This window comes from Rhodanobacter sp. LX-99 (assembly GCF_018599185.1).
Classification (GTDB): domain Bacteria; phylum Pseudomonadota; class Gammaproteobacteria; order Xanthomonadales; family Rhodanobacteraceae; genus Rhodanobacter.
Window position 1 is genome coordinate 525,784 of the sequence record NZ_JAHFVL010000002.1, and the last position, 21,866, is coordinate 547,649.

Genomic DNA, 21,866 nt, shown 5'->3' on the forward strand with positions numbered 1-21,866 from the left:
CGGGGTGCGCCGTCCCGCTTCGGCTAGGCCGGCAAGCTGACCACCGGCGCGAAGCCGCCGAAGATCATGCGCTTGCCGTCGAAGGGCATGTCGCCGGCGGCCGCCATGCGGGGATCCTTCATGATCTTCTCCATGCCGGCGTCACGGGTGGCCTTGTCGGGCCATTCGATCCAGGAGAACGCCACGGATTCGTCCGGCTTTGCCTGCACGGCGCGGCGGAAGTCGGTGAGCTTGCCGTCGGGCACGTCGTCGCCCCAGCACTCCATCACGCGGGTGGCGCCGAACTCCATGAAAATGGCGTCGAAGGTGTTGGCATGCGCAATGAACTTGTCGCGGTTGGCGTTGGGTACGGCGATCACGAAACCATCGATGTAGGACATGGTGTTCTCCTTGGTGGCGGGGGGCTGGTGCGGCGCCCCTCACTTGGGCGACGAACGAGAGCGGATGCGATCGACATCGGGCGTGGACAAGGAGGTCAAATCGTACGCTGACTCTGGTTTCATCTCGCCTGACTGTCCAATGTGCTCATGCTCCACATCCTCTCGTGCCGTGCCACCTGCCCGAGACACCCGGCTGGCTAAGGGGACGGAGTGGATTACCCCGTCTCTTTGGGCGGCTATCCGGCGGCCGCCGGCGGAGTAAGCTGTGGCCTCCCTGCGACCGGCTCACCATCTCCCACCTTGCGGAGCGTGCCATGTCCCGATTGACCGACAAACAGCTGAAGGCCTGGGCCCTGCCGTATTCCACCCAGAACAAGGGTGACTGCGCGGGCGTGACGAAGCAGCTTCTGGAGGCGAGTTTCGGCAACTACGCCGGCGACCCTCCGACCGAGCGGAGGAAGAAGGCGGTCCGCATCCCGCTCCGGGAAAAAACCTCCCACACTGGTGTGCTTCTCCGTTGGGACGCTACGGGCGAAGAGGTGATCGTGGACGCCACGATCCAGCAGTTCGGCGGTGAAAAACGGGTCTTCGTCGGCAGCTACGACGAGTGGGTAGAGCGCCTGAAGGTGCTGAACAGCGTGGACCACGTGGAACCTGTCGATGCGGACTTCGGCTTCATGTACGACGTGCTCGATACCGTGAACGCCATGGACAGGAACGACCTGCGGCGAAGCAAGGGCAGTGCGAGCAGCGAGGCCCACCAGGCCGAGACGCTCAAGAAAGGCTGCTGCAACTGCACGCTGCTGTGAGCGGATAAGGGGCGAAGGCAATTCCGTTAACTACCTCCGTTCCCTTGCTGCCTGCCGACGTCACGCGTCAGGTCGACGTCACCGTGCCGCTACCGCTGGCGCTTGGCTGCATACATTGCGCGGTCGGCGTGCGCCAGCAGGATGTCCGGGTCGCTTCCGTCCGCCGGGAAGCAGGCGATGCCGACACTGGCATCCAGCCGGAACAAACCGTCGGGCAGCGTGAAGGGCGGGCCCAGGCAGGCGCGGAGGCCTTCGGCGACGGCCCGGGCGGCCTCGGCGTCGTGGCAGCCGGGCAGCAGCGCGACAAACTCGTCGCCACCGACGCGGGCGACCAGGTCGCCCTTCCGAAGACCCTGCTGCAGGCGCTGTGCGACTTCGCGCAGCAGGCGGTCGCCGGCGTCGTGTCCACCCCGGTCGTTGACCTCCTTGAAGCCGTCAAGGTCCAGGTAGAGCACGGCCAGGCCGTCGCCGGTCTGCGTCGCGTGTGCGATGGCGTATTGCAGCTCGCATTGCAGCTGGTGACGGTTGGACAATCCGGTCAGCGGATCGTGGCTGGCACGGTGCTCGAGTTCGCGTTCGGCGCGGCGCAGTTCGGTCACCTCGTGGGCCACGCCGATGCGCACGCCGTACTCGGGCAGCCAGCGGGCCGACCACTGGATGTCCACGCTGTGGCCGTCCTTGTGCACGTAGCGGTTGCGGAAGTGGCGCTGCAGCGCGCCGTCCATCACCTGTTCGGCCTGCTGCACGGTTGCCGCGCGGTCGTCGGGATGGACCAGGTCGAATATTCGCCGGCCAAGCACCTCGTCGCGGGTGTAGCCGAAGATGCGCTCGAAGCTCGCACTGACGTACAGGAAGTGGCCTTCGGCATCGACGACGCAGGCCGCGTCAGGCAGCAGGTCGAGCACGTCGGCGAGGGGAGGCAGCTTCGGGATCATGGAATTGCCGGGTTCGTGGCGCCCGGTCGCGGTGCCGTGAAGATGTGGCCGCAGTATGGCGAACTGACCGGATCGTAACCACGTGCAGTGGAGCCGCAGAAGTGCAGCGTCGTCACGCCGCGTTGGCCTGGCCTTGCCTACGCTCTCTGCCTCCCGTCACGAGATACCGCCATGCCGACACTGCGCCTGCGCCTGACCGGAAGCGAAGACGATGTCCGGGCCGTGATCAACCTGCTGCAGAGCCTGGACGGCATCGAGCGCGTCGAGGAGATCGCGGACATGATGGATCACATGGACGATGCGGATTCCAGCTCCGCAGGCCTGAGCGACATCCGCGGGCCCGATGCGCACGAACTCGAGATCGATGCGCCCAACACGGCCACCGCGCGCAAGGTGCGCGAGGCGGTCGAGGCGCTGGCGTCCGAGCTGGACGCGCTGGTGGAATTCGAGGAAGAGGACGAGTGACCGTGCCAGCATCCCTTGAAGCGGCTCCCGAAGAGTGAGGCCGGATCCATTTGCCGAAGGCGGCAAGTAAACTCGGCCCCGCCAGTTTTGGCCCCGAGGAACTGCACGACCATGCCACGATGGAACGGAATCACCGGAAGACACTGGCTGCTGGCGGTGCTGATGGGCCTCGCGGCCAGCGCCGGTGCGGTCGGGCCGAACCCGGCCACCCGCCAGCTGCTGAAAGCCGAGGCCGACGCCTGCCAAGCCTTCGAGGCCGGCAATGCGAATGCCTTGCGCCGCGCGCTCACGGCGGATTTCACGCTCGTCGATTCGCACGGCAGCGTGACGAACCTCGAGCAGAACCTTGCCGAGGTCGCCGCGCGGGAGCCGTTCTACGAGGAGTTCCGCAACCACGACCAGCAGGTGCGCCTGTACGGCGACACCGCGCTGATCGTCGGCATCACCAGCGTCCGCGGCCGCGCCGGCGGTGAACCGTTCGCCGCCAACTTCCGCTACACGGACACGTGGATCCGCCGCCGCGGCAAGTGGTTGCTGGCGGCAAGCCACGCCAGCCGGTTGCCGTAGCGTTCGGTCAGTCCGGGATTTCCGCTTCCACCAGCTTGCCGAGCAGCACCAGCGATTCCTGCCAGCCCACGTAGCACTGCTCCACCGGGATGGCCTCGGGCAGGCCTTCCTGCACCACCTGCATGTCGGTGCCGCAGGACACGGCGCGGAAGGTGATGGTGGTGGTCATCTCGCCGGGCAGGTTGGGGTCCTCGAAGCGGTCGTTGTATTTGATGCGCTCGCCCGGCACGAGCTCCCGGTACGTGCCGCCGAAGCTGTGGCCGTTGCCGGTGGAGAAATTGGTGAACGTCATTCGGTAGCTACCGCCGACCCGCGCGTCGAGCTGGTGCACCTTGCAGGTGAAGCCGTTCGGCGGCAGCCACTTGGCGATGGCTTCGGCATCGAGGAAGGCGCGGTAGATCCGCTCGGGCGGGGCGCGCAGCACGCGATGGAGGCGGAGGGTGTTGGTGGCCATGGTGGTTCCCGTTGCAGAGGGTGAGTCCTCATCTTGAGGACGAACGGGCGGGGCGAAAATCGACCAGTACCATCGAACGCCGCGCAGATCGGGAGCGGAATCGCGGCGACAGGTCGGGCGCTCGATCAGGCCTCGGCCGCGAATGCCTCGACCAGTGGCTGGTATTCCTCCATCGCCGGAAAGCCGGCGAAGCTGTGCTTCGCCGGGGTCGACGCCCAGGAGAGCCGGGCGTCGGTACAGGTCTCGATGAACGGCACGAAGTCCGCGTGCGGGTCGAGTACCGAGGGGCGCAGGTTGACCAGCCATTCGATCCCTGCCGGACGGGTCATCACCCATGACTTGCAGAACGCGCAGTACAGGTGGGTGTGCTCGCCCTGCAGGCCGCCGCGGACCAGTTCGCCTTCCAGGACCTCCACGCCATCGGCAGGCATCGCCAGCGACAGCGAGAACGCGCTGCCGGTCATCTTCTGGCAGCCATGGCAATGGCACGCCATGGTGAGCATGGCCGGCTTGGTGATGCGCACGCGCACGCGGCCGCAGCGGCAGGTGCCGGTGGCAGGGAGCTGTCGGGGATAGGGCATGGCTGGATTCCTCGTGCGGAATGGGCGTCCGGAATACTGTAGCCGGAGATGGCGTGTTCGCCACCGCAGCGCGCTCTGAAGAGGTGGGCGTCGTGGGCATCACGTGCGAGCGGCCCGGACGTGCCGGGCCCGCTCTCGGCGTGCGTTTGCTGCACCGCCTTGCACGGGCCTTTCCCGGGCCGCGCTGCTGCGGCGCCGATGCCTTACCTGGATGATCCAGCGGGTTCCGTTTTTGCCGTGGCAGGCGTCGGTGCCACCCACAGCCTGGCTTCCGGCTTGCCGCCCAGCATCCGCGCACGCACCAGCGGGATCGGTGGGCCGCCATAGCTGAGGAATTGATCGTGGAACGCCTTCAGCGCATTCGGACCCGGGTGTGCGGCGATCCAGTCCTGGCGCAGTTGCATGATCATCAGCTTGCCCAAGGTGTAATTCAGGTAGGCCGGATCGTAGGTGCCGCGGGCGGCCTGCTGGCGGGCGTTGCCCGGGTTCTGGAAGGCCTTGTCGCGGAACATCCGCTCGGACTGGGCGACGGTCATGCCGCCGGCATGCAGGCCGATGGCGGAGAGATAGCGCACGTCGCGCAGCAGGGCGTTGGTGAGCTGGCCGATGTGGGCCTCCGGCGTGGCGCCGTCCAGGCCGGCGTCGAACATCATCTCCTCGGCGTAGTGCGCCCAGCCTTCGGAGAAGGCGTAGCCGACGAACAGCTGGCCGAACTTCCAGTGCGCGCGGTTGGCGTGCAGGAACTGCAGGAAGTGCCCCGGCCACACCTCGTGCGAAGAGGTGAACAGCAGGTCGGCCTTGCCCGGTATGTAGGCCTGCTGGTCGGTCTTGCTCCAGGTCGGATCCGGCGGGGCGATGTAATACACCGACGGCAGGTTCTTTTCGTACGGGCCGGGAATCTCGATATAGGCGAAGTTCCAGCGGTTGAACGGCGGCGCTTCTTCGACCTTGGCCTGCTCGGGACCGGGGATGGTCACCAGGTCCTTGTCGACGATGAACTGGCGCAGGCCAGCGAGTTGCTTGCGTGCGCCTTCCACGGCGCCGCCGGCCGGCTTGTCCGCGCTCTCCCTGGCGACGCACTCACTCAACGGTTTGCCGGGCGCGAACTTGTCACAGGCGGTCTTGAGCGCAGCGAGGTTGCGCTCAAGGTCCGACTCGCCGATGGCCTTGAGCTGGTCCAGCGGCAAGTCGACCAGTTCGGTGGCGTGCAGCATTCTGGAGAACTTCTCGGCTCCCAGCGCGTAGTCGTGGGTGGCGTGGGGTTTCTGCGCCTTCAGCCAGTCGGCGAGATCCTGCGTGGCCTTGATCGCAGCGGCATTGGACGCCTTGAATCGCGCCTGCAGGGCGTCGTCCTTGACCTCGGCGAAGATCGCCGGGACGTCGGTCTTGAAGAAACTCGCGTACCCGCCAAAACTGTTCACGCCCAGCTCGATGTACGACTCCGGCAGCGGCAGTTTGAAGTTCGCTTTTATCTGGGCGATCGCCTTGGGCAGCGCTTCCTGATAGGCGACGAAGGCCGCCATGCGTTCCGGCAAGGGCGCGTAGGGGCGCGTCAGGTACATGCTGGGCGACAGGTCGCCGGTGTAGAAGGCCGGGTTGCTGTACGGAAAGCCGGAGTCTTCGAGCCAGAACAGCTGGCCGTCGATCACCGCGAGCACGTAGTCGCGGTGGAAGCGGCCGCTTTCGTCGAGCTTGTCGTCGCCGAACGCGGCGAACCGGGCGCGCTGCGCATGCAGCCAGTCGGCATCCGCCTTCAGGCCGGCCGGACTGTAGTCGGGCAACTTGCCGTCGAACTCGTGCTTGCCGGCGTTGGCGGCAAAGGTCGGGTAGTGCTGGAACATGCCGTCGATGAAGTCGTCGACGGCGGCCTCCAGCCTGGCGTTGTCGCTGACCACCGCCACGCTGGCGGCAGGTGCGCCGGCGGCGGGTACGCTGGGGGCTTCCCGGTTGCAGCCGGCGGCGAGCGCGGCGGTCGCCACGACGCACAGGGCGGTGATGTGGATCGAGCGCATGCAGGCGGCTCCATGGCGAGGTTCGCCGAGAGTAGGCGTCCCGATGGGCACACGCAACTCGCCTCACGCCCGTGGCGCAGGTGTCCGACAAGGCCTACTTGCCGATGGCCTGCCGCACCGTCCAGTCGCCGGCGCGTGCGCCCGGCACGGGCTGCCAGTCCGGTGCCAGCTGCAGGGTCCAGCCCTTGCCGTGCAGCTTGCCGTCATGAACCCCGCCCGGGGGCACCGCTACCGACAGGCGTGACCAGTCGCTGGTCAGCAGTGCGCCACCGTCCACGTCGATCGTGCCCCAGTCGTCGCTGACGTGCATGGTCGGGTACACCGTGCCGGCGTCGCCCAGCGGCAGCAGGTTGCTTGGGTTGAACTGCACCTTCATGTGCTTGAGCGGCAGCTGCAGCACCGGGCCGGCGACGAGCTGGCTGGTGTATGCGGCGACCCGCTTTGCGTGCGCGGCGGCACGGGCGCGTTCGCTCGCCATCAGGGCGGCGCCGTCGTAGCGGGCGGCGCGTGGCTCGACTTCGGATCCGGCGGTCATGTCGATGTGCAGTGCCGCTGCCAGCCATGCTGCCGGGGAGCCGCCGTGCACGATCTCGCGACGCCAGTCCGGACGGTAGCGGTCCAGCAGCAAGCCGTACGCCGGTCCGGTGGCGTAGGCGAACGAACGCGTCAGGCCAGCGTCGCCCGCATGGATGGCCAGATCCTTGCGCGCCACTGCCAGCCGATCGGCCGGAGCACGGTTGCCCACCATCATGCCGGTGTACTCGGCCAGGCCCTCGTTGCGTTCGAGCGCGGCCTCGCTCCGTTCCGCGGTGGGGAAGCGCCGATAGCGCGCGGCGCGGAAGGCCAGCGCGTCGGCGATGCGCGCGCGGCGGCTGGCGTCGGTCGTGGCCGCCAGCGCCGCGTCCAGCGCGCGCCACTCCAGTTGCATCGTGTAGCGCCCGTCGAGCGTATCCATGTGCGCGTTGTCGCCGTCCTTCGCGGGCAGGCCAAGGCTTTGCTGGATGCGGTGAAACGACTCGTGCGCCATCAGCGTGCGCCGCTCCAGCGCATCGCCGGGCAAGGGCCAGAGCATCTCGCTCCAGTGCACGCCGGCCCAGTCGAGCGAGGTGTTGGCGAGGGTTTGATCCTCGGGCAGCCGGCCGACGAAGACGCCGCCCTCGGCGTGCAGCTTGCCCTGTGCGTCCGCCTGGCTGGCGATCACTTGCCGCGTGGCCGGTACCACCAGCAGCATCGGCCCGCACAGCGTCTTGCCCCACAGGCGCCCGTGGTCGGCCTGGCACTGCCGGGTGGCTTCGCCGAACCAGGTTCGGGCGGACGTCAACGCCGCATCCGGCGACGTGGCGGCGATGGCGACGGACGCGAACATTCCCAGCAGCAGCGACGGCAAGGCAAAGCGGGGCGACATGCGCAGTTCCTCTCGGGAATGGTCGGCGGCTTGCCGGGCGAGTCTATCGCCGCGCCAGACACGTGCAGCGTGCCGGGCGTCATGGTCGCGCCGCGGGCGGTGGCGGCATGCGAAGCTGCGGGCACAGCCGCTCGGGAAGCGGCTGGACGCCGGAAGCAGGCCGCGCGCCAACACCCGACGCCGCGTTCGGGGCGATACTGGGCCCCCACGCAGCGCAGCGGAGCACAACATGAAGGCAAGCTACTTTCTTCTCGGATTCGGGATTCTTCTGGCGATGGCCGGCCTGGGCGGCACGGCTTCCAGTCACGCGGCAAGCGCCGGCAACGATGCCGCCGCCATTCGCCAGGTGATGGATCAACAGGCGGCCGCGTGGAACCGCGGCGATGTCGTGGAGTTCGTACGCAGCTACAAGGACGCGCCCGACACCACGTTCGTGGGTGCCAGCGTGCGCAAGGGTTACCGCACGATCCTCGAAAGCTACCGCAAGCACTACGCCACGAAGGAGCAGATGGGTCGGCTCACGTATGTCGAACTGGACGTGCGCCTGCTGCCCGACGCCCACGGCGAAGTGCGCTACGCCGCCATGACCGGCCGCTTCCATCTCGATCGCACCACCCACGGCGAAGCCGCCCGCGACGACGGCGTGTTCTCGCTGCTGTGGGAGAAGACCGCCGACGGCTGGAAGATCATCCTGGATCACACCAGCTGACTGCTGCGCGTCAGTTCATGACCAGTCGCGCCTGCTCGCGCAGGAAGGCCAGCGCCTCGTGGCAAGGCGCGTCGACCTTCAGCGTGAGCAGCGCGTCGGCGCGGGTGCGACCCAGCGTCACCGCGGCCACCGGCTTGCCGGCACGTGCGGCGGCGTCGACGAAACGGTAGCCGGAATACACCATCAGCGAGGAGCCGACCACCAGCACCGCGTCGGCGGCCTGCCAGGCGCGCGTGGCGGCTTCCACGCGTTCGCGCGGCACCGCTTCGCCGAAGAACACAACGTCGGGTTTCACGATGCCGCCGCAGTGCGGGCAGGGCGGCACGTCGAAGCGGGCGAAGTCGTGGCCTTCCAGGTCGGCGTCGCCGTCCGGCGCATCGGTGGCGTCGAGCTGCGCCCAGGCCGGGTTGCGTTCGACCAGCGTCTGCTGGAACGCACGGCGGGCGAGCCGCCAGTCGCAGCTCATGCAGCGCACTTCATCGAGACGGCCGTGCAGGTCGAGCACCCGCTCGCTGCCGGCGCGCTGGTGCAGGCGATCCACGTTCTGCGTCACCAGCAGTTCGACCTGGCCGCGCTGCTCCAGCCCGGCCAGCGCGTGATGCGTGGTGTTCGGCAGCGCGCTGCCGAAGCGCCGCCAGCCGACCATGCTGCGCGCCCAGTAACGCCGGCGCGTGGCCGGCTCGTGCATGAAGGCGGCGTAGTTCACCGGCGGCGGACGCTTCCACTGGCCGTCGCGGTCGCGATAGTCGGGGATGCCCGAGTCGGTGCTGCAGCCGGCGCCGGTCAGCACGAACAGGCGCCGATGGACTTCGGTGAATTGCTGCAGTGGGGTCATCGGCATGAGATGGGTTCGTGGCGGGGCGGAACAAGGGCCGGTTGCGCTGCTGGATGGGGCGGACGATATCATCGCCACTCCCCGACAGCGGAGCCGTGAGCCATGTGCATGAGGCGTAGTCTGTTCGCCCTGTTGACGATCGCGGCACCGGTTGCCGCGGCAAGCGGGCCATCGCAGGCGGTCCTGCAGCCATGGACGCCGGCCGGCGTGTCCAGCGAATTTTTCGAGTCGCATCCGGCGTTCGACCCGGTGAATGGCGACCTGTATTTCGTGCGCAGCTCGAAGTCGTTTTCCGGCTGGCGCATCCTGACCGCGCATTGCGACGGCAAGGCCTGGACGGCACCGGTGCCGCCATCCTTCGCGGGCGCGGGACTCGAGGCCGACCCGTGGTTCACCCCGGATGGTCGCAGCCTCTACTTCATCTCCAGCCGCGCCAACGCGGGCATGCACAGCAAGGACCTCGACATCTGGCGCGTGGACAGGAGCGCGAATGGCCGGTGGGGGACGCCGGTGCGCCTGCCGGCGCCGGTGAATTCCAGCGAGGCCGAATGGTTTCCCCGGCCGGCTCGCGACGGCTGGCTGTACTTCGGTTCCAACCGTGCGGGCGGGGCCGGCAAGAACGATATCTGGCGCGCCCGCGAGAGTGCGCCCGGGCAGTGGACGGTGGAGAACGTCACGGCCGTCAACACGGCCGGGAACGAATACGAACCGCTGCCGTCGCCGGACGGCAAGCGGATGATCGTGATGGCCGACGGCGGGCTTTACGAATCCCGGCTGGGTCCGGCGGGCTGGTCGGCGCGGGTCAGGCTGGGGCCACAGGTCAACGTCAACGGCACGGAAATCGGCGCGCTGTTCTCGCCCAGCGGAAAATCCCTGCTGTTCGCCCGGGATACCGGCGAACCGAAGTCGGGCGAGTTCTTCGTGTGGCATGCCGACGGCCACGAGTCGTGGCCACCTTCCTGCGGAGCCGCGATGCACGCGCACCATGAATGATTCACGCGAGATCAAATATCTCAAGGATGGTCATATGATTTCCCTCGCGGGAATGACGGGAATTGGAGCTTTGCGCTTCTAAGTGCCATTCGTGCCAGAGACATCTGAAGTGGTTTTGATCCACTGGCAGACACGCGCCTGCCTCGCTACGGGAATCCAAGCATGCCTGTGCAAATCCGTCGTCTCGCCGCTGCCTGGCCGTCGCCCGGCGCTTGTCGGAACATCCTGCTGGCCGTCGCGTTGGCTGGGTCGTGTGCGGCTTCATCCGCCTGGGCCCAGGTGCCGCAGCTGTCGGCGCAGACGCAGCGGTTCGTGAAATATGCGCAGCCGCTGCTGGCGATCACCCATGTGCGGGTGATCGACGGCAATGGCACGCCGGCGCTGGAAAACCAGACGGTGCTGCTGCGCGACGGCCTCATCGCGGCGGTCGGCAGGCACGTGAGGCTGCCTAAGGGCGCGACCGTGATCGACGGCAGCGGGCACACGCTGATCCCCGGGCTGGTCGGCATGCACGACCACATGTTCTATCCGGCGCCGAAGGTGAACCCGGAAGCGAAGGAGGCGATCTATCCCGAACAGGCGTCGAGCTTTCCCAAGCTGTACCTGGCCGGCGGCGTCACCAGCATCCGCACCACCGGCAGCACCGAGCCGTATACCGACCTGGAGCTGAAGAAGGCGATCGACGCCGGCAAGATCCCCGGACCGAAGATGCACACGACCGGGCCATATCTGGAAGGCAAGGGCAGCTTCACGCCGCAGATGCACGAACTGGCGGATGCGGCCGACGCCACCGACACGGTCAACTACTGGATCGGCGAGGGCGCCACGTCGTTCAAGGCGTACATGCACATCACCCGCGCCGAACTCGCCGCCGCGATCGCGGCGGCGCATGCGAAGCACATCAAGGTAACCGGGCACCTGTGCGCGATCGGTTTCACCGAAGCCGCCGGCCTCGGCATCGACGACCTGGAGCACGGGCTGCCGGTGGACACCGAGTTCATGGCGGGCAAGCAGCCGGACGTCTGTCCGGACACCAAGCTCGCGCTGGCCCAGCTGGCGACGATGAGCGTCGACGATCCGCGCATCCGGCAGCTCATCAAGACCCTGGTATCGAAGCACGTGGCGGTCACCTCGACCCTGCCGGTGTTCGAGACCTTCGTGCCCAGCCGCGCGCCGATGGACCGGCGCGTGCTGGACGCGATGCTGCCGGAAACCCGGGCGGAATACCTGGCGACACGCGAGCGTGTCGCCAGGACGCCCGACTCGCCGTGGGTGAAGGTGTTCAAGCTGGAGCAGGATTTCGAGCACGCCTTCGTGCAGCAGGGCGGCACCTTGCTGGCTGGCCTGGACCCCACCGGCTATGGCGGCGTGATCGCCGGCTACGGCGACCAGCGCGAAGTGGAACTGCTGGTGGAAGCCGGCTTCACCCCGCTGCAGGCGATCCAGATCGCCACCAGCAACGGCGCCCGCTTCATGGGCGAGGACCGGCATATCGGCTCCATCGAGGTGGGCAAGGCCGCCGACCTGGTGCTGATCGCCGGCAACCCCGCGCAGAACATCAAGGACATCGAAAACGTCGAGCTGGTGTTCAAGGACGGCGTGGGCTACGACCCGGTCAGGCTGGCCAAGGCGGCGAACGGCACGGTGGGCTTGCGCTAGCGCCGGCTTCGTTTTGCCGCTTCGGACGGGAGTGGCCGGACGCCGCATCGCGGTGAAGCGCCCGTTGCGACAGGCGCCGAAGTTCGGCACGAGGCGCCGGCGCGTTAGCATGGCGGCATGAACCTGGCTGAACTCGACAACCCATTCTGGTCCTCGCTGCGCAGCCGCCATCGCGCGATTGCGCTGTGCCGCGGCGAGGCGGCGCGTTATCCGGCGCAATTCGCGCCGTTCCTGGGCGTGGCGAGCGCGCAAGCCGATGTGGCCGCTGCGATCGCGTCGCTGGTCGGCCCGGGTGAATCGGTCTACCTGCTCGGAGTGGCGCCCGCGCTGCCGCGCGGCTGGGTGCTCGACGCGTTTGCGCCGCTGGCGCAGATGATCTGCCCCGCGCCGATCGCGGTGGTCGACGGGCCGGCGGTGATCGAGTTGACCGAGGCGCATCGCGCCGACGTGCTGGCGCTGACCGCGCTGGTGTATCCGCATTACTTCCGCCCGCGCACGATGGAGCTGGGCCGCTACTTCGGCATCTACCAGGGCGGTCGGCTGGCGGCGATGATCGGCGAGCGGCTGGGCACCGACGCGCAGCAGGAGATCAGCGCGGTATGCACGCATCCCGACTTCAACGGCCGCGGCTACGCGCGGCGCCTGATTGCGCTGCTGTCGAACGACAACCTCGAACGCGGCCGCCTGCCGTTTCTGCACGTGAGCCACCAGAACCATCGCGCGAAGCAACTGTACGAGCAGCTCGGCTACAGCCATCGGCGCGATATCGGGTTCTGGTCGCTGTGTCGGGCATAGGCGTGGCCGTTTCCTCGGCGAAAGGACGGGTCGTGCGCCACCGTTCCATGGCGCTCCTTCCGATCGTCGCCTTGTTGCTGGGGGGGTGCACATCCCAGCGCACGCGGGAGGCACAGCCGCCAAGCCCGGTGCAGGTGCGCGCCGAGATCGTACGGCTGATGCCGGCCGGTGCAAGCGATCGCGAGGGCTGGGCGACGGACATTCATGCCGCGTTCGCGGCGCAGCACATCGCACCGACCGCCTCGAACCTGTGCGCGGTGCTGGCCGTGGCGGAGCAGGAATCCGGCTTCAAGGTCGATCCGGTGGTACCGGGGCTGGCGAAGATCGCACGACGGGAGATCGACCGCCGCGCCGCCGCGAAGCATGTGCCGGGATTCGTGGTGGACGCGGCTCTGTGGCTGAAGTCGCCCGATGGCCGGCGTTACAGCGAGCGGCTGGCGGCGGCGCGCACCGAGCAGCAGCTGAGCGGGATCTTCCAGGACTTCATCGGCATGGTGCCGCTGGGCAAGCGCCTGTTCGGCAACTTCAACCCGGTACACACCGGCGGGCCGATGCAGGTCAGCATCGCGTTCGCCGAAGCGCATGCGCGCGACTATCCGTACCCGGTGCGGGGCTCGATCCGCGACGAGGTGTTCAGCCGGCGCGGCGGCATGTATTTCGGCATCGCGCATCTGCTGGGTTATCCAGCGGATTATCCGCAGCCGCTCTACCGTTTCGCCGACTTCAATGCGGGCTGGTACGCCAGCCGCAATGCGGCTTTCCAGAACGCAGTGAGCGTGGCATCGGGCATGCCGCTGGCGCTGGATGGCGACCTGGTGTCGCCCGATGCCGGCTTCGGCGATCCACCCGGCGCGACGGAGCTGGCGGTGCGTTCGCTGGGCGCACGGCTCGACATGGGCGACTCGGCGATCCATCGTGCGCTGGGGCAGGGCGAGCGCCAGGATTTCGCGGACGCGAAACTCTACGGCCGCGTGTTCGCGTTGGCCGAGCGGATGGATGGCAAACCGTTGCCGCGCGCGGTGCTGCCGGGCATCACGCTGAAGAGTCCGAAGATCACCCGCAGACTCACCACCGCGTGGTTCGCGAAACGCGTCGACGAACGCTGGCAGCGCTGCATGCGGCGGGCGGGCTAGCCGGCGGACCGTTCCCGTCGGCGTCACGTTCCCGGCGCTAGGCTCGGCGAGACGGCGCACCGTGGTCCTGGGCGCCACAACCCGAGGAGATCGCGATGAAGAAGATTCCCACTGGCGCATGGGTCGTGGTGGCCGACGGCACCGGCGCGCGGCTTCTGCGCAACGTCGGCAAGGGGCTCAATGTCTCGCTTGAGCAGGTGAAGCTGGTGGAGCCGAAGGACGTGGCCAACGACGGTCCGGCCGGGCGGCAGCCGCCCGAGCGCAGCATGGCCGAGATCGACGAAGCCACCTTCGCCAAGCAGCTGGCGCGGCGGTTGAATGCAGCGGCGTTGAAGAACGAGTTTGCCCACCTGGTGCTGGTGGCCGACCCGCAGACGCTGGGGCAGATGCGTCCCTTGCTGCATGAGGAGACCACCAGGCGGATGGTGGAGGAACTCAACAAGACGCTGTTCCGTGCGCCGCTGGAAGAGATCGAGCGCGCACTGAAGGCAACCTGGTAAAGACGCCGGAAGGAAGAGGTCGGCGCGCGATCCGATCGCTCCGCGGTTGAACCGGTCGGGGCAAGCACCCACCTTGCAGTGATTCCCCACTGCAGGAGTGCCATGTGACCCGGTTGTCCGACTTCCCGATCGCCACGCGCTGGCCAGCCGCGCATCCCGAACGCATCCAGCTGTATTCGCTGAACTCGCCGAACGGGGTGAAAGCATCGATCATGCTGGAGGAAACCGGTTTGCCGTACGAGCCGCACCTGGTCGACATCGGCAACGGCGAGAGCCATCTGCCGCAGTTCCTCGCGCTCAATCCGAACGGCAAGATTCCCGCGATCATCGACCCGGACGGTCCCGGCGGCGAGCCGCTGGCGTTGTTCGAGTCGGGTGCGATCCTGCTGTACCTGGCGGACAAGGCCGGCCGGTTCATTCCGGCCGACCCGGCGCGGCGCTGGGAGACGATCCAGTGGGTGTTCTTCCAGATGGCGTCGATCGGACCGATGTTCGGCCAGGTCGGCTTCTTCAACAAGTTCGCCGGCAAGGCGTACGAGGACAAGCGCCCGCTCGGGCGCTACGTCAATGAATCGAAGCGTCTGCTCGGCGTGCTCGACGGCCGGCTCGACGGCCGCCGCTGGCTGATGGGCGACGACTACACCATCGCCGACATCGCCACGCTGGGCTGGGTCAACAACCTGATCACGTTCTACGAGGCGCGCGAACTGGTGGCGTTCGACAGCTTTGCCCATGTCGCCGCATGGCTCGAACGTGGACTGGCGCGGCCGGCGGTGAAGCGCGGGTTGCAGATTCCCGGCAAGAGCTGAGGCGCAGGTTCTCCTGCGGCAGGGGCCGGGACAGGGCCGCCATCGCGAGCCAACGGCACTTACGCGTCGATGGCGGCGTCGCGCGTCTCGTTGTCGGGATATTCCAGGAACACGAAGAACGGTATGCCGCGTGCATGCCAGTGCTTCGCCACGCCGTCCAGCATCCGGTGCAGTCTTCCGAATGCCTCGCGTGCCTCGACCTGCAGTGCCTGTGCGTGATCGAGCAGCAAGACATAGCCGGGTGCCGGCAACCAGTGGAGATCGCCCAGGCCTGCGGCCAGAGCATCCCAGCCGTGCCCGGCGCCGGCCGGGAACGCGAACGCTCCGGCCAGGCGATGCAGCAGGTCGTCGGCATCGCGGCAGTGCGCGAGGTCGAGCCGCAACAGATGCAGGCCGGCACGCCGGGCGTCGTCCGCCAGGGTGGCCGGGTCATCCGGCGCGATGCGGTACACGCCGTCGCGGCCGGCGTCATGCAGATCGATTCCCAGCACCTTGCTTGTCATCGCCTGGCCTCGTGGCGGCTGCAGTCGCCGCGCATCATGTGCCGCCGTGTGTGTGCGCCAGGTCGAAACCGGCCGGTGGCGGCAAGTACCCACGCATGCCGGGGCGCCGGAATCCGGTCACGTGTTCTCGACCCTGATCCTGCCAGGGTGCGGCAAGGAGGTCGCGCCATGATTCGCAAACTGAAGTCGGGCGAGTACCGGCTGTATTCGCGCAAGAAGGACCCGGACACCGGCAAGCGCCGCAACCTCGGCACGTTCAAGACGCGCGAGGCTGCCGAGAAGCACGAGCGCGAGGTGCAGTACTTCAAGCGGCACTGAAGGAATTTGCCCGGATGCGGATACGGATGCGGAGCGCGTTTCCGTAGCGGCAGCCGCGCAGCAGGCATCCCCGGGCGCGAATGTTGACCGGCGCCCGGGAAATCCGCGCATCCTCATGAGCCGGGATGATAGGTACGCTCGGTATGCCCCTCCAGTTGCTCCGGCCAGAAGTACACCGTGCGCAGGTTGCCGGTGGCGTAGCGCTCGGCTTCGTCGTTGAAGTGCTTCGAGTCCGGGTGGCCGCTCTCGCCGCCGGCGGTGAGAGCGCGGGCGCTGACTTTCGGGCCGAACTCGACCACGGCGACGAAGCTGTTGCCGCTGGTCCCGTAGTAGCGCTTCGTGCCCGGCCAGCGGTGCGCGCCGAACGAGGCGAGCGAACCCCAGCGTGACGACACGAACGGCACCGGGATGCTCGGCCTGGCATCGTCGAACTTCTGCACGATGGCACCGTCGTTGCGCTGGAAGCGGTTGATCTCGCCCCACGGCACGCCCCAGCTGCCGAAATCCTTTTCCAGCCGGTCGGACGCCTCGACCAGTGCGCCCAGGCGCGCCTTCGCGCCGGCATTGCCGGCCATGTAGTCGTAGACCGACTGGTGTTCGGACTCGGCCTCGGCGTGCACCTGGTCCCACAGGATATCGCCCCAGAACACCGCCAGCGAGGTCGGCATCGAGGCGATGCCCCAGCGGTAATCCCAGCCGCGCAGCAGGGCGATCTGGCCGGCCAGGCGCGGCTTCAGCGGATCGTTGTCGGGCAGCATGTCGTAGTCGTGGACCAGCACCGGCACCAGCCGCGAGAACGCCGGCAGGAAGGAGTCGAACGCGGCGGTGATCAGCGAGGCCTTGCTGAAATCGCGCACGCCATCCAGCACGCGGGTGGCGTGGATGCCGCGCGGGTTTTCGCCGAAGGTGTCCATGTAGCGCGGGTAGTCTGCCTGCCGCGGGCTGAATTTGCCGGCGGCGGAGTACGGCCAGTTGTTGGTGTTCATGATCCAGCCGTTCGGCGGGTTGAGCAGGTGCGGCGCTTCGTCGAGCGCGTGCAGGCCTTTCCAGTCGGTGGCCGGGTCGCTGCCGTCGACCGGTTTCGTGTAGTCGAAGCGGTTGTCGCGCTTCGGGATGAACTGCGGGTGCATGTATGCGATCTCGCCCTTGTCGTCGGCGAAGATCGTGTTGTTCGAGGAGTTGGCCTTGAGCTCGGCGACTTTCATGTAGCTGGCGTAGTCGCTGGCCTTGGTGCGCAGCCAGCTCTGCTCGAGCGCTTCCAGCGGCTTGTTCATCAGCGCGACGGCGATCCATTTGCCGTCGGCCGCGCGCACGATCGGGCCGTGATGGGTGAAGTGCGCGGCGAAGCTGCGCGTGGCCATCGAGCCGTCCTTCGCGCGGTACGGCACGCGGATCGTGCGCGTGGTGACCGGCCGCAGTTCCTTGCCGTAGCGATAGAACAGCTTGCCGCCCTTGTGCACGATGGTTTCGGCGAACTCGTCGACCACGTCGGCGCCGGTGGACGTGTGCATCCAGCCGATGTGCCGGTTGAAACCCTGGTAGACGAAGAACTGGCCCCAGGTCACCGCGCCGTAGGCGTCCAGTCCCGCGTCGCTGGACATCTGCAGCTCGGAGCGGAAGAAGAACGAGGTGTGCGGGTTGATCCACAACAGCGCGTGGCCGTTGGCGCTGAGCTTCGGCGCGATCGCGAAGCCGTTCGATCCGGTCGGTTCGACCCAGCTTGCCGGCGTTTCCACCCCGGCGAATTTCTGGCCGTCGGTGCCGTAGAACGCGGCGAGCTGTTCGAGCGAGACCCGCTCGATGTCGCCGCCGATGCTGCCCTCGCTGAAGCTGAGCGCCATCCACGGTTCGAAATGTTCGATGACGCGCGGATGCACGTCGGGATGCGTGGCCAGGTAGTAGTTCAGCCCGTCGGCCCAGCTGTTCATCAGTGCCTGCAGCCAGGCGGGACTCTTCGCGTACAGCGCCTGCAGCTCGACCGGGTCGATGAACAGTTGCTGCCGCAGATCGCTCCAGATCGCCGATTCGCCCTCGGCCTCGGCGAGCCGGCCCAGCGCGTTGAGGTAGTTCGTCTCGACCCGGTTGAAGTCGTCCTCGGCCTGGGCGTAGGCCATGCCGAACACCGCGTCGGCGTCGGTCTTGCCGTGCACGTGGGCGATGCCCCAGTCGTCGCGGGTGATCGTGACCGCCTGCGCCTGGCGCTGCCAGCGCGCCTGTTCGGGCGGGGCGGCCCGTGCGGTGGCGACCAGCCCGAACGCGAACAGCGCTGCGGCCAGCAGCAGGCGCGACAGGTGCTGGTGGCGTGCCCGCGGGCACGGGTTGTTCGAGGTGTGTGTATGCATCAGCCGGTTATCCCCTTGGTGGTCGTCGGTGCCGCCATGTTTCATGGAGTTGACCACCACTGGGCCGTGCTTGCAAAGCCGGGACGTGGATGACGGGCTGTCGATTTGCGGCTGGCCCGCTCGTCGTATCCCAGTGAGCCGCTGTGCCGGCTCCGTTTTGCCTACCCGACGACGAGGTCACGCCATGGAAACCCAGCCCTACCTGTTCTTCGACGGCCGCTGCGAAGAGGCCATCGCGTTCTACCGCCAGGCGATCGGCGCCGAGGTGGTCATGCTGATGCGCTATGCCGACGGCCCGGACGGCTCCGCCCAGTGCCCCGACGGCACGCAGCCGCCGGCGGACAAGGTGATGCACGCCTGCCTGCAGATCGGTTCGACCCAGGTCCTGGTCTCGGACGGTTTCAGCGGCGGCCATCCCGAGTTCAAGGGCTTCTCGCTGGCGCTTTCCGCCGACGACGACATTGCGGCGAAACGCCTGTTCGACGCACTTGCCGATGGCGGCCAGGTGCAGCAGCCGCTGATGCCGACCTTCTTCGCCTCCAGCTTCGGCATGCTGGTCGACCGCTTCGGCGTGGCGTGGATGGTGCTGGTGCCGAGTACACCGGGGTGATGAAGCCACGGCGGACGCGGGTGGTGGCGACGCCTTTCCGATGGCGGCATGCTGGCGCCATATCCCGCCATCGCCATGATTTGGCCATCCGAACTGAATTTGCGGTAAACGGGTGTGTGCAAGATACGCACAGGGGTTTTCGGACTGTGCAGTTTTCCTGCTGCATGATCTGACAGGTTGCGGTGCACTCGCGTGCACTCTGCCGCAGCATTCCGATCTGACAAGAGGAGAACTCCCCATGCTGAATCGATCATCTCGTGCCGCAGGTTTCGCTGTCGCCCTGGCAGCTGTGACGGCCATGGCGGGCTGCAGCAACTACGTCAAGCGCACCGATTACGACGCGGCCATCAGCAAGCTGCAAAGCAACGATGCGCAGATGCAGCAGCAGCTTGATTCGCTCAAGGCCGACATGGAGCAACGGTTTGCCAAGTACGATGCCACCTTGACCGAAATGCAGGGACGGCTGCGCGTGGACACGGTGGCCCATTTCGAGTTCAACAAGGCCGACCTCAACGACCAGGACAAGGCGATGTTGCAGGACTTTGCCCGGGTGATGAAGGAACACCACAGCAACGCCGTGGTGACCGTGGAAGGCTTCACCGACCCGGCCGGTTCCAGCGCCTACAACAAGCGGCTGGGGCAGAAGCGCGCCGATGCCGTGCGCGACTATCTGGTTTCCACCGAAGGCATGCCCGATACCCAGGTGCGCGCCGTCAGCTACGGTGAATCGCGCAATCGCCAGGTGGAGCCGGGTGCAGCGCGCGAGTCCGGCGGCAACAATCGCCGCGTGGCCCTGGTGGTCGATTACGCCGGTTGATCCGGCGGGGCGCGCACGTCGCGCCCCGTTCCTGCGTCGCCCGCTGGCCGGAAGTGCCTGCGCGCCGTGCACTTGAACAAGCTGGAAGCGGCAGCGAGACTGGCGCCTTCCTGTCCCGTGCGGTGACCGCGGCGTGACCAGTTACATAGCGCTGTTGCGCGCCGTCAACGTGGGCGGCACCGGCAAATTGCCGATGGGCGAACTCAAGGCCATGTGCGAGGCGGCCGGCTTCGCGGACGTGCGCACCTATATTGCCAGCGGCAATGTGGTGTTCGGCAGCCGGCTCGCCGAGAAGGCGGTGAAGAAGGCGCTGGAACGACGGCTGCAGGATTACGCGGGAAAACCGGTCGGGGTGGTGGTGCGCACGGCGGCCGAGATGGCCGCCGTGCTTGCCGGCAATCCGTTTCCGGAAGCGGCAGGCAACCGGGTGGTGGCGATTTTCCTGGATGCGCCGGTGCCGCCGGGCGCGTTGCAGGAGGCCACCGGCCTGAATGGCGAGCGGCTGGCGCTGGGGCAGCGCGAGATCTACGTGCATTACGGCGAAGGCATGGCCGACTCGCGGCTGAAGATTCCGGCCGCGAAGGCGGGCACCGCGCGCAACATGAACACCATCGCGAAACTCGCCGGCATGGCCGCCGGCAAGCCTGCGGGTTGAGTGCTGCGACGGCTATGCCGGAAAGGGTTCAGAGGCCATCCGGAAAGCGATCGGCGACCAGGTTCAGGGCGATGCCGTGTTCGAGGAAGGCCTTGGCGCCGGCGAGCACCAGGGCAAACCCTCCGGTGGAATCGAGCGCCTGCTTCACTACCTCGTCGCCATTGCCCTGGAAGCCGCGGTTGCTGATGTCGACGAAAGTCGTGTGGTCGGGGCGCGCGGTGAACTGCCATTCCACCGTGGTGGTGGCGTCGAGGTTCCCCCACTCGATGAGTATGCGTCGGTCCTGCTCGAGCGCCTTCACGGCGACCTGCACGGAGACGTCGTACATCCGCCAGTCCCAGCGGACCTGCCGGCCCGCCTGCAGCCGCGCGCTGCCGTGACTGAACCAGAAGCGGGAAGTGATGGCGGGATCCACGAAAGCCTCGAAGACTTCCGCGACGGGTTTGCGGATCAGCATGCCGGCGTTGGCGACGGGTACGTGGGTGATCTTCACGGGTATCTCCATCGAAGGTCGGGGTTTCGGGACCGACAGTCAGCGGTCGCCGCTGGGAACGTGCAGCCGTGCCGCGTAGGCAGCGCGCAGCTCTTCCCAGCCATGGTCGAGTGCGGCCTCGCCGATGATCGGTGCGATAGGCCGGCCCTGCAGCAGGCGTTCGGCCACATGCAGGCACAGGTGCCAGCCGGCGGCGACCTTGGGGATCCAGTCCTGGTCGCGGATGGTCTGGCGCAGGGTCAGCCGCGTGCCGCCCGCGCTCGGCTGCAGTTCCCAGCGCAGCACGCTCCGGCCGAACTGCTCCAGCTGCCAGCTGTATTCCAGCACGCGCGGCGGCTCGGCACGGGTCACCGTGGTGGGGATGTCCGGCTGCTCGCTGTCGAGCATGCTCAGGCTGGCGTCGCCGACCTCGCCGAGGTTGCGGTTCGCGGTATACGGCGACCAGGCACGCAGGTGGCTGGGGTCGGTGAGCACGTCCCATACGCGCTCGGGTGGCTGCGGCAGTTCGCGCACGAAGACCAGGGTCCAGCCGTCGGCATCGCGCCGGCAGTCGACCTGGGCCAGTGGTCCGGTGTCGAAGTCGGATGAAGTCATGGTGGGGTTACCTCCCGGGTTTGCGCGTGCGCGATGGGTGCGAGGCGGTTTTTTTCTTTGTGGCTACGGCCGGCGTTGCGTCGGCGAAGTGGAGTTCGCGCAGATAGTCCTCCAGCCGGTCGAGGCGCTGTTCCCACATCGCGCGGTACTGCTGTACCCAGTCGGCCACCGCACGCAGCGGCTGCGGCTGCAGTCGGCATGGCCTCCATTGCGCCTCGCGGCTGCGTGCGACCAGGCCGGCGCGTTCGAGCACTTTCAGGTGCTTGGTGATCGCCGGCAGGGTGACGTCGAACGGCTGCGCCAGCTCGGTGACCGAGGCCTGGCCCGAGGCGAGGCGGGCCAGGATGGCGCGGCGGGTCGGGTCGGCGAGGGCGGCGAACGTGGCGCTGAGCGGGTCGGCGGACATGCGGGGGCCTGGTCGTAATTTACCTTTTGGTAAATTACGACCAGGCGATCAGCGTGTCAAATGCGACCCCTATCAGGTCGAGGCCCG

Annotated in this window: 26 protein-coding genes; 14 read left to right on the forward strand and 12 right to left on the reverse strand. The window is 67.5% G+C overall.

Going from position 1 to position 21,866, the window contains the following annotated elements:
* Positions 1-23: 23 nt before the first annotated feature.
* Positions 24-380: a DUF1428 domain-containing protein gene (locus KK131_RS13195; RefSeq protein ID WP_214557178.1), complete on the reverse strand. Its 357-nt coding sequence runs from the start codon at positions 378-380 to the stop codon at positions 24-26.
* Positions 381-694: 314 nt separating this feature from the next.
* On the opposite strand from KK131_RS13195, the gene KK131_RS13200 reads away from it, so the two are divergent.
* On the forward strand, positions 695-1,189 hold the full coding sequence (locus KK131_RS13200) for a hypothetical protein (RefSeq protein ID WP_214557179.1): 495 nt from the start codon (positions 695-697) through the stop codon (positions 1,187-1,189).
* Between the two features lie 89 nt (positions 1,190-1,278).
* Here KK131_RS13200 and KK131_RS13205 read toward each other — a convergent pair whose 3' ends face one another.
* Positions 1,279-2,124: a diguanylate cyclase gene (locus tag KK131_RS13205; RefSeq protein ID WP_214557180.1), complete on the reverse strand. Its 846-nt coding sequence runs from the start codon at positions 2,122-2,124 to the stop codon at positions 1,279-1,281.
* Positions 2,125-2,295: 171 nt separating this feature from the next.
* On the opposite strand from KK131_RS13205, the gene KK131_RS13210 reads away from it, so the two are divergent.
* Positions 2,296-2,589, forward strand: a complete 294-nt coding sequence (locus tag KK131_RS13210; protein ID WP_214557181.1) for a hypothetical protein — start codon at positions 2,296-2,298, stop codon at positions 2,587-2,589.
* Positions 2,590-2,700: 111 nt separating this feature from the next.
* Complete coding sequence (locus KK131_RS13215; protein WP_214557182.1) at positions 2,701-3,156, forward strand: nuclear transport factor 2 family protein; 456 nt, start codon at positions 2,701-2,703, stop codon at positions 3,154-3,156.
* 7 nt (positions 3,157-3,163) lie between these two features.
* Here KK131_RS13215 and KK131_RS13220 read toward each other — a convergent pair whose 3' ends face one another.
* The 4 genes from KK131_RS13220 to KK131_RS13235 form a co-directional block, all read right to left on the reverse strand.
* Positions 3,164-3,610 carry an SRPBCC family protein gene (locus KK131_RS13220; protein ID WP_214557183.1) on the reverse strand — a complete coding sequence of 149 codons (447 nt, stop codon included), beginning with the start codon at positions 3,608-3,610 and terminating at the stop codon, positions 3,164-3,166.
* Between the two features lie 125 nt (positions 3,611-3,735).
* Entirely contained in the window at positions 3,736-4,191 is a 456-nt protein-coding gene (locus tag KK131_RS13225; RefSeq protein WP_214557184.1) for a GFA family protein, read from the reverse strand.
* Positions 4,192-4,394: 203 nt separating this feature from the next.
* Complete coding sequence (locus KK131_RS13230; RefSeq protein ID WP_214557185.1) at positions 4,395-6,203, reverse strand: DUF885 domain-containing protein; 1,809 nt, start codon at positions 6,201-6,203, stop codon at positions 4,395-4,397.
* 94 nt (positions 6,204-6,297) lie between these two features.
* Positions 6,298-7,608, reverse strand: coding sequence for a hypothetical protein (locus KK131_RS13235; protein WP_250887256.1), 1,311 nt, complete (start codon positions 7,606-7,608; stop codon positions 6,298-6,300).
* 229 nt (positions 7,609-7,837) lie between these two features.
* Here KK131_RS13235 and KK131_RS13240 point away from each other — a divergent pair, with 229 nt between their 5' ends.
* Positions 7,838-8,317 carry an SgcJ/EcaC family oxidoreductase gene (locus KK131_RS13240; protein ID WP_214557186.1) on the forward strand — a complete coding sequence of 160 codons (480 nt, stop codon included), beginning with the start codon at positions 7,838-7,840 and terminating at the stop codon, positions 8,315-8,317.
* Positions 8,318-8,327: 10 nt separating this feature from the next.
* Here KK131_RS13240 and KK131_RS13245 read toward each other — a convergent pair whose 3' ends face one another.
* Positions 8,328-9,152: an NAD-dependent protein deacetylase gene (locus KK131_RS13245; protein ID WP_214557394.1), complete on the reverse strand. Its 825-nt coding sequence runs from the start codon at positions 9,150-9,152 to the stop codon at positions 8,328-8,330.
* Between the two features lie 108 nt (positions 9,153-9,260).
* Between KK131_RS13245 and KK131_RS13250 the strand changes: the two genes are divergently transcribed.
* The 6 genes from KK131_RS13250 (at position 9,261) to KK131_RS13275 (ending at position 15,041) form a co-directional block, all read left to right on the forward strand.
* On the forward strand, positions 9,261-10,145 hold the full coding sequence (locus tag KK131_RS13250; RefSeq protein WP_250887257.1) for a hypothetical protein: 885 nt from the start codon (positions 9,261-9,263) through the stop codon (positions 10,143-10,145).
* Positions 10,146-10,307: 162 nt separating this feature from the next.
* Positions 10,308-11,804, forward strand: coding sequence for an amidohydrolase family protein (locus KK131_RS13255; RefSeq protein ID WP_214557188.1), 1,497 nt, complete (start codon positions 10,308-10,310; stop codon positions 11,802-11,804).
* Positions 11,805-11,921: 117 nt separating this feature from the next.
* Positions 11,922-12,599, forward strand: a complete 678-nt coding sequence (locus KK131_RS13260; protein WP_214557189.1) for a GNAT family N-acetyltransferase — start codon at positions 11,922-11,924, stop codon at positions 12,597-12,599.
* 47 nt (positions 12,600-12,646) lie between these two features.
* Positions 12,647-13,732 (forward strand): DUF1615 domain-containing protein, encoded by a 1,086-nt coding sequence (locus KK131_RS13265; RefSeq protein WP_214557395.1) that lies wholly within the window; start codon positions 12,647-12,649, stop codon positions 13,730-13,732.
* Between the two features lie 95 nt (positions 13,733-13,827).
* Positions 13,828-14,232: a host attachment family protein gene (locus KK131_RS13270; protein WP_214557190.1), complete on the forward strand. Its 405-nt coding sequence runs from the start codon at positions 13,828-13,830 to the stop codon at positions 14,230-14,232.
* A gap of 104 nt (positions 14,233-14,336) precedes the next feature.
* Positions 14,337-15,041, forward strand: coding sequence for a glutathione S-transferase N-terminal domain-containing protein (locus KK131_RS13275; protein ID WP_214557191.1), 705 nt, complete (start codon positions 14,337-14,339; stop codon positions 15,039-15,041).
* 59 nt (positions 15,042-15,100) lie between these two features.
* Here KK131_RS13275 and KK131_RS13280 read toward each other — a convergent pair whose 3' ends face one another.
* The gene (locus tag KK131_RS13280) at positions 15,101-15,544 is read right to left on the reverse strand and encodes a barstar family protein (protein WP_214557192.1); all 444 of its coding nucleotides are present in this window, start codon (positions 15,542-15,544) and stop codon (positions 15,101-15,103) included.
* A 168-nt stretch (positions 15,545-15,712) separates the two neighbouring features.
* Between KK131_RS13280 and KK131_RS13285 the strand changes: the two genes are divergently transcribed.
* Positions 15,713-15,862: a hypothetical protein gene (locus KK131_RS13285; RefSeq protein ID WP_214557193.1), complete on the forward strand. Its 150-nt coding sequence runs from the start codon at positions 15,713-15,715 to the stop codon at positions 15,860-15,862.
* 113 nt (positions 15,863-15,975) lie between these two features.
* Here the strand turns inward: KK131_RS13285 and KK131_RS13290 are convergent, their stop codons facing one another.
* Entirely contained in the window at positions 15,976-18,204 is a 2,229-nt protein-coding gene (locus tag KK131_RS13290) for a penicillin acylase family protein (RefSeq protein ID WP_214557194.1), read from the reverse strand.
* 184 nt (positions 18,205-18,388) lie between these two features.
* Here KK131_RS13290 and KK131_RS13295 point away from each other — a divergent pair, with 184 nt between their 5' ends.
* The 3 genes from KK131_RS13295 (at position 18,389) to KK131_RS13305 (ending at position 20,286) form a co-directional block, all read left to right on the forward strand.
* On the forward strand, positions 18,389-18,814 hold the full coding sequence (locus KK131_RS13295; RefSeq protein WP_214557195.1) for a VOC family protein: 426 nt from the start codon (positions 18,389-18,391) through the stop codon (positions 18,812-18,814).
* A gap of 298 nt (positions 18,815-19,112) precedes the next feature.
* A complete protein-coding gene (locus tag KK131_RS13300; protein ID WP_250887258.1) occupies positions 19,113-19,631 on the forward strand; it encodes an OmpA family protein in 519 nt (172 codons plus the stop codon).
* 133 nt (positions 19,632-19,764) lie between these two features.
* The gene (locus KK131_RS13305; RefSeq protein WP_214557197.1) at positions 19,765-20,286 is read left to right on the forward strand and encodes a DUF1697 domain-containing protein; all 522 of its coding nucleotides are present in this window, start codon (positions 19,765-19,767) and stop codon (positions 20,284-20,286) included.
* 28 nt (positions 20,287-20,314) lie between these two features.
* Here the strand turns inward: KK131_RS13305 and KK131_RS13310 are convergent, their stop codons facing one another.
* Genes KK131_RS13310 through KK131_RS13320 form a run of 3 tightly spaced genes read right to left on the reverse strand, consistent with a single transcriptional unit; the run spans position 20,315 to position 21,779 of the window.
* Positions 20,315-20,779, reverse strand: coding sequence for an SRPBCC family protein (locus tag KK131_RS13310; RefSeq protein ID WP_214557198.1), 465 nt, complete (start codon positions 20,777-20,779; stop codon positions 20,315-20,317).
* 39 nt (positions 20,780-20,818) lie between these two features.
* Complete coding sequence (locus KK131_RS13315; RefSeq protein ID WP_214557199.1) at positions 20,819-21,373, reverse strand: SRPBCC family protein; 555 nt, start codon at positions 21,371-21,373, stop codon at positions 20,819-20,821.
* A 7-nt stretch (positions 21,374-21,380) separates the two neighbouring features.
* Complete coding sequence (locus KK131_RS13320; RefSeq protein ID WP_214557200.1) at positions 21,381-21,779, reverse strand: metalloregulator ArsR/SmtB family transcription factor; 399 nt, start codon at positions 21,777-21,779, stop codon at positions 21,381-21,383.
* Between the last annotated feature and the right edge of the window lie 87 nt (positions 21,780-21,866).

Coding starts and splice junctions, on each gene's coding strand:
- KK131_RS13300 (WP_250887258.1), top strand. CDS start 19,113: ATGGCGGGCTGCAGCAACTACGTCAAGCGCACCGATTACGACGCGGCC.
- KK131_RS13215 (WP_214557182.1), top strand. CDS start 2,701: ATGCCACGATGGAACGGAATCACCGGAAGACACTGGCTGCTGGCGGTG.
- KK131_RS13240 (WP_214557186.1), top strand. CDS start 7,838: ATGAAGGCAAGCTACTTTCTTCTCGGATTCGGGATTCTTCTGGCGATG.
- KK131_RS13235 (WP_250887256.1), bottom strand. CDS start 7,608: ATGTCGCCCCGCTTTGCCTTGCCGTCGCTGCTGCTGGGAATGTTCGCG.
- KK131_RS13250 (WP_250887257.1), top strand. CDS start 9,261: ATGAGGCGTAGTCTGTTCGCCCTGTTGACGATCGCGGCACCGGTTGCC.
- KK131_RS13245 (WP_214557394.1), bottom strand. CDS start 9,152: ATGACCCCACTGCAGCAATTCACCGAAGTCCATCGGCGCCTGTTCGTG.
- KK131_RS13315 (WP_214557199.1), bottom strand. CDS start 21,373: ATGACTTCATCCGACTTCGACACCGGACCACTGGCCCAGGTCGACTGC.
- KK131_RS13210 (WP_214557181.1), top strand. CDS start 2,296: ATGCCGACACTGCGCCTGCGCCTGACCGGAAGCGAAGACGATGTCCGG.
- KK131_RS13280 (WP_214557192.1), bottom strand. CDS start 15,544: ATGACAAGCAAGGTGCTGGGAATCGATCTGCATGACGCCGGCCGCGAC.
- KK131_RS13295 (WP_214557195.1), top strand. CDS start 18,389: ATGGAAACCCAGCCCTACCTGTTCTTCGACGGCCGCTGCGAAGAGGCC.
- KK131_RS13270 (WP_214557190.1), top strand. CDS start 13,828: ATGAAGAAGATTCCCACTGGCGCATGGGTCGTGGTGGCCGACGGCACC.
- KK131_RS13265 (WP_214557395.1), top strand. CDS start 12,647: ATGGCGCTCCTTCCGATCGTCGCCTTGTTGCTGGGGGGGTGCACATCC.
- KK131_RS13320 (WP_214557200.1), bottom strand. CDS start 21,779: ATGTCCGCCGACCCGCTCAGCGCCACGTTCGCCGCCCTCGCCGACCCG.
- KK131_RS13205 (WP_214557180.1), bottom strand. CDS start 2,124: ATGATCCCGAAGCTGCCTCCCCTCGCCGACGTGCTCGACCTGCTGCCT.
- KK131_RS13225 (WP_214557184.1), bottom strand. CDS start 4,191: ATGCCCTATCCCCGACAGCTCCCTGCCACCGGCACCTGCCGCTGCGGC.
- KK131_RS13290 (WP_214557194.1), bottom strand. CDS start 18,204: ATGCATACACACACCTCGAACAACCCGTGCCCGCGGGCACGCCACCAG.
- KK131_RS13285 (WP_214557193.1), top strand. CDS start 15,713: ATGATTCGCAAACTGAAGTCGGGCGAGTACCGGCTGTATTCGCGCAAG.
- KK131_RS13260 (WP_214557189.1), top strand. CDS start 11,922: ATGAACCTGGCTGAACTCGACAACCCATTCTGGTCCTCGCTGCGCAGC.
- KK131_RS13220 (WP_214557183.1), bottom strand. CDS start 3,610: ATGGCCACCAACACCCTCCGCCTCCATCGCGTGCTGCGCGCCCCGCCC.
- KK131_RS13200 (WP_214557179.1), top strand. CDS start 695: ATGTCCCGATTGACCGACAAACAGCTGAAGGCCTGGGCCCTGCCGTAT.
- KK131_RS13255 (WP_214557188.1), top strand. CDS start 10,308: ATGCCTGTGCAAATCCGTCGTCTCGCCGCTGCCTGGCCGTCGCCCGGC.
- KK131_RS13195 (WP_214557178.1), bottom strand. CDS start 380: ATGTCCTACATCGATGGTTTCGTGATCGCCGTACCCAACGCCAACCGC.
- KK131_RS13230 (WP_214557185.1), bottom strand. CDS start 6,203: ATGCGCTCGATCCACATCACCGCCCTGTGCGTCGTGGCGACCGCCGCG.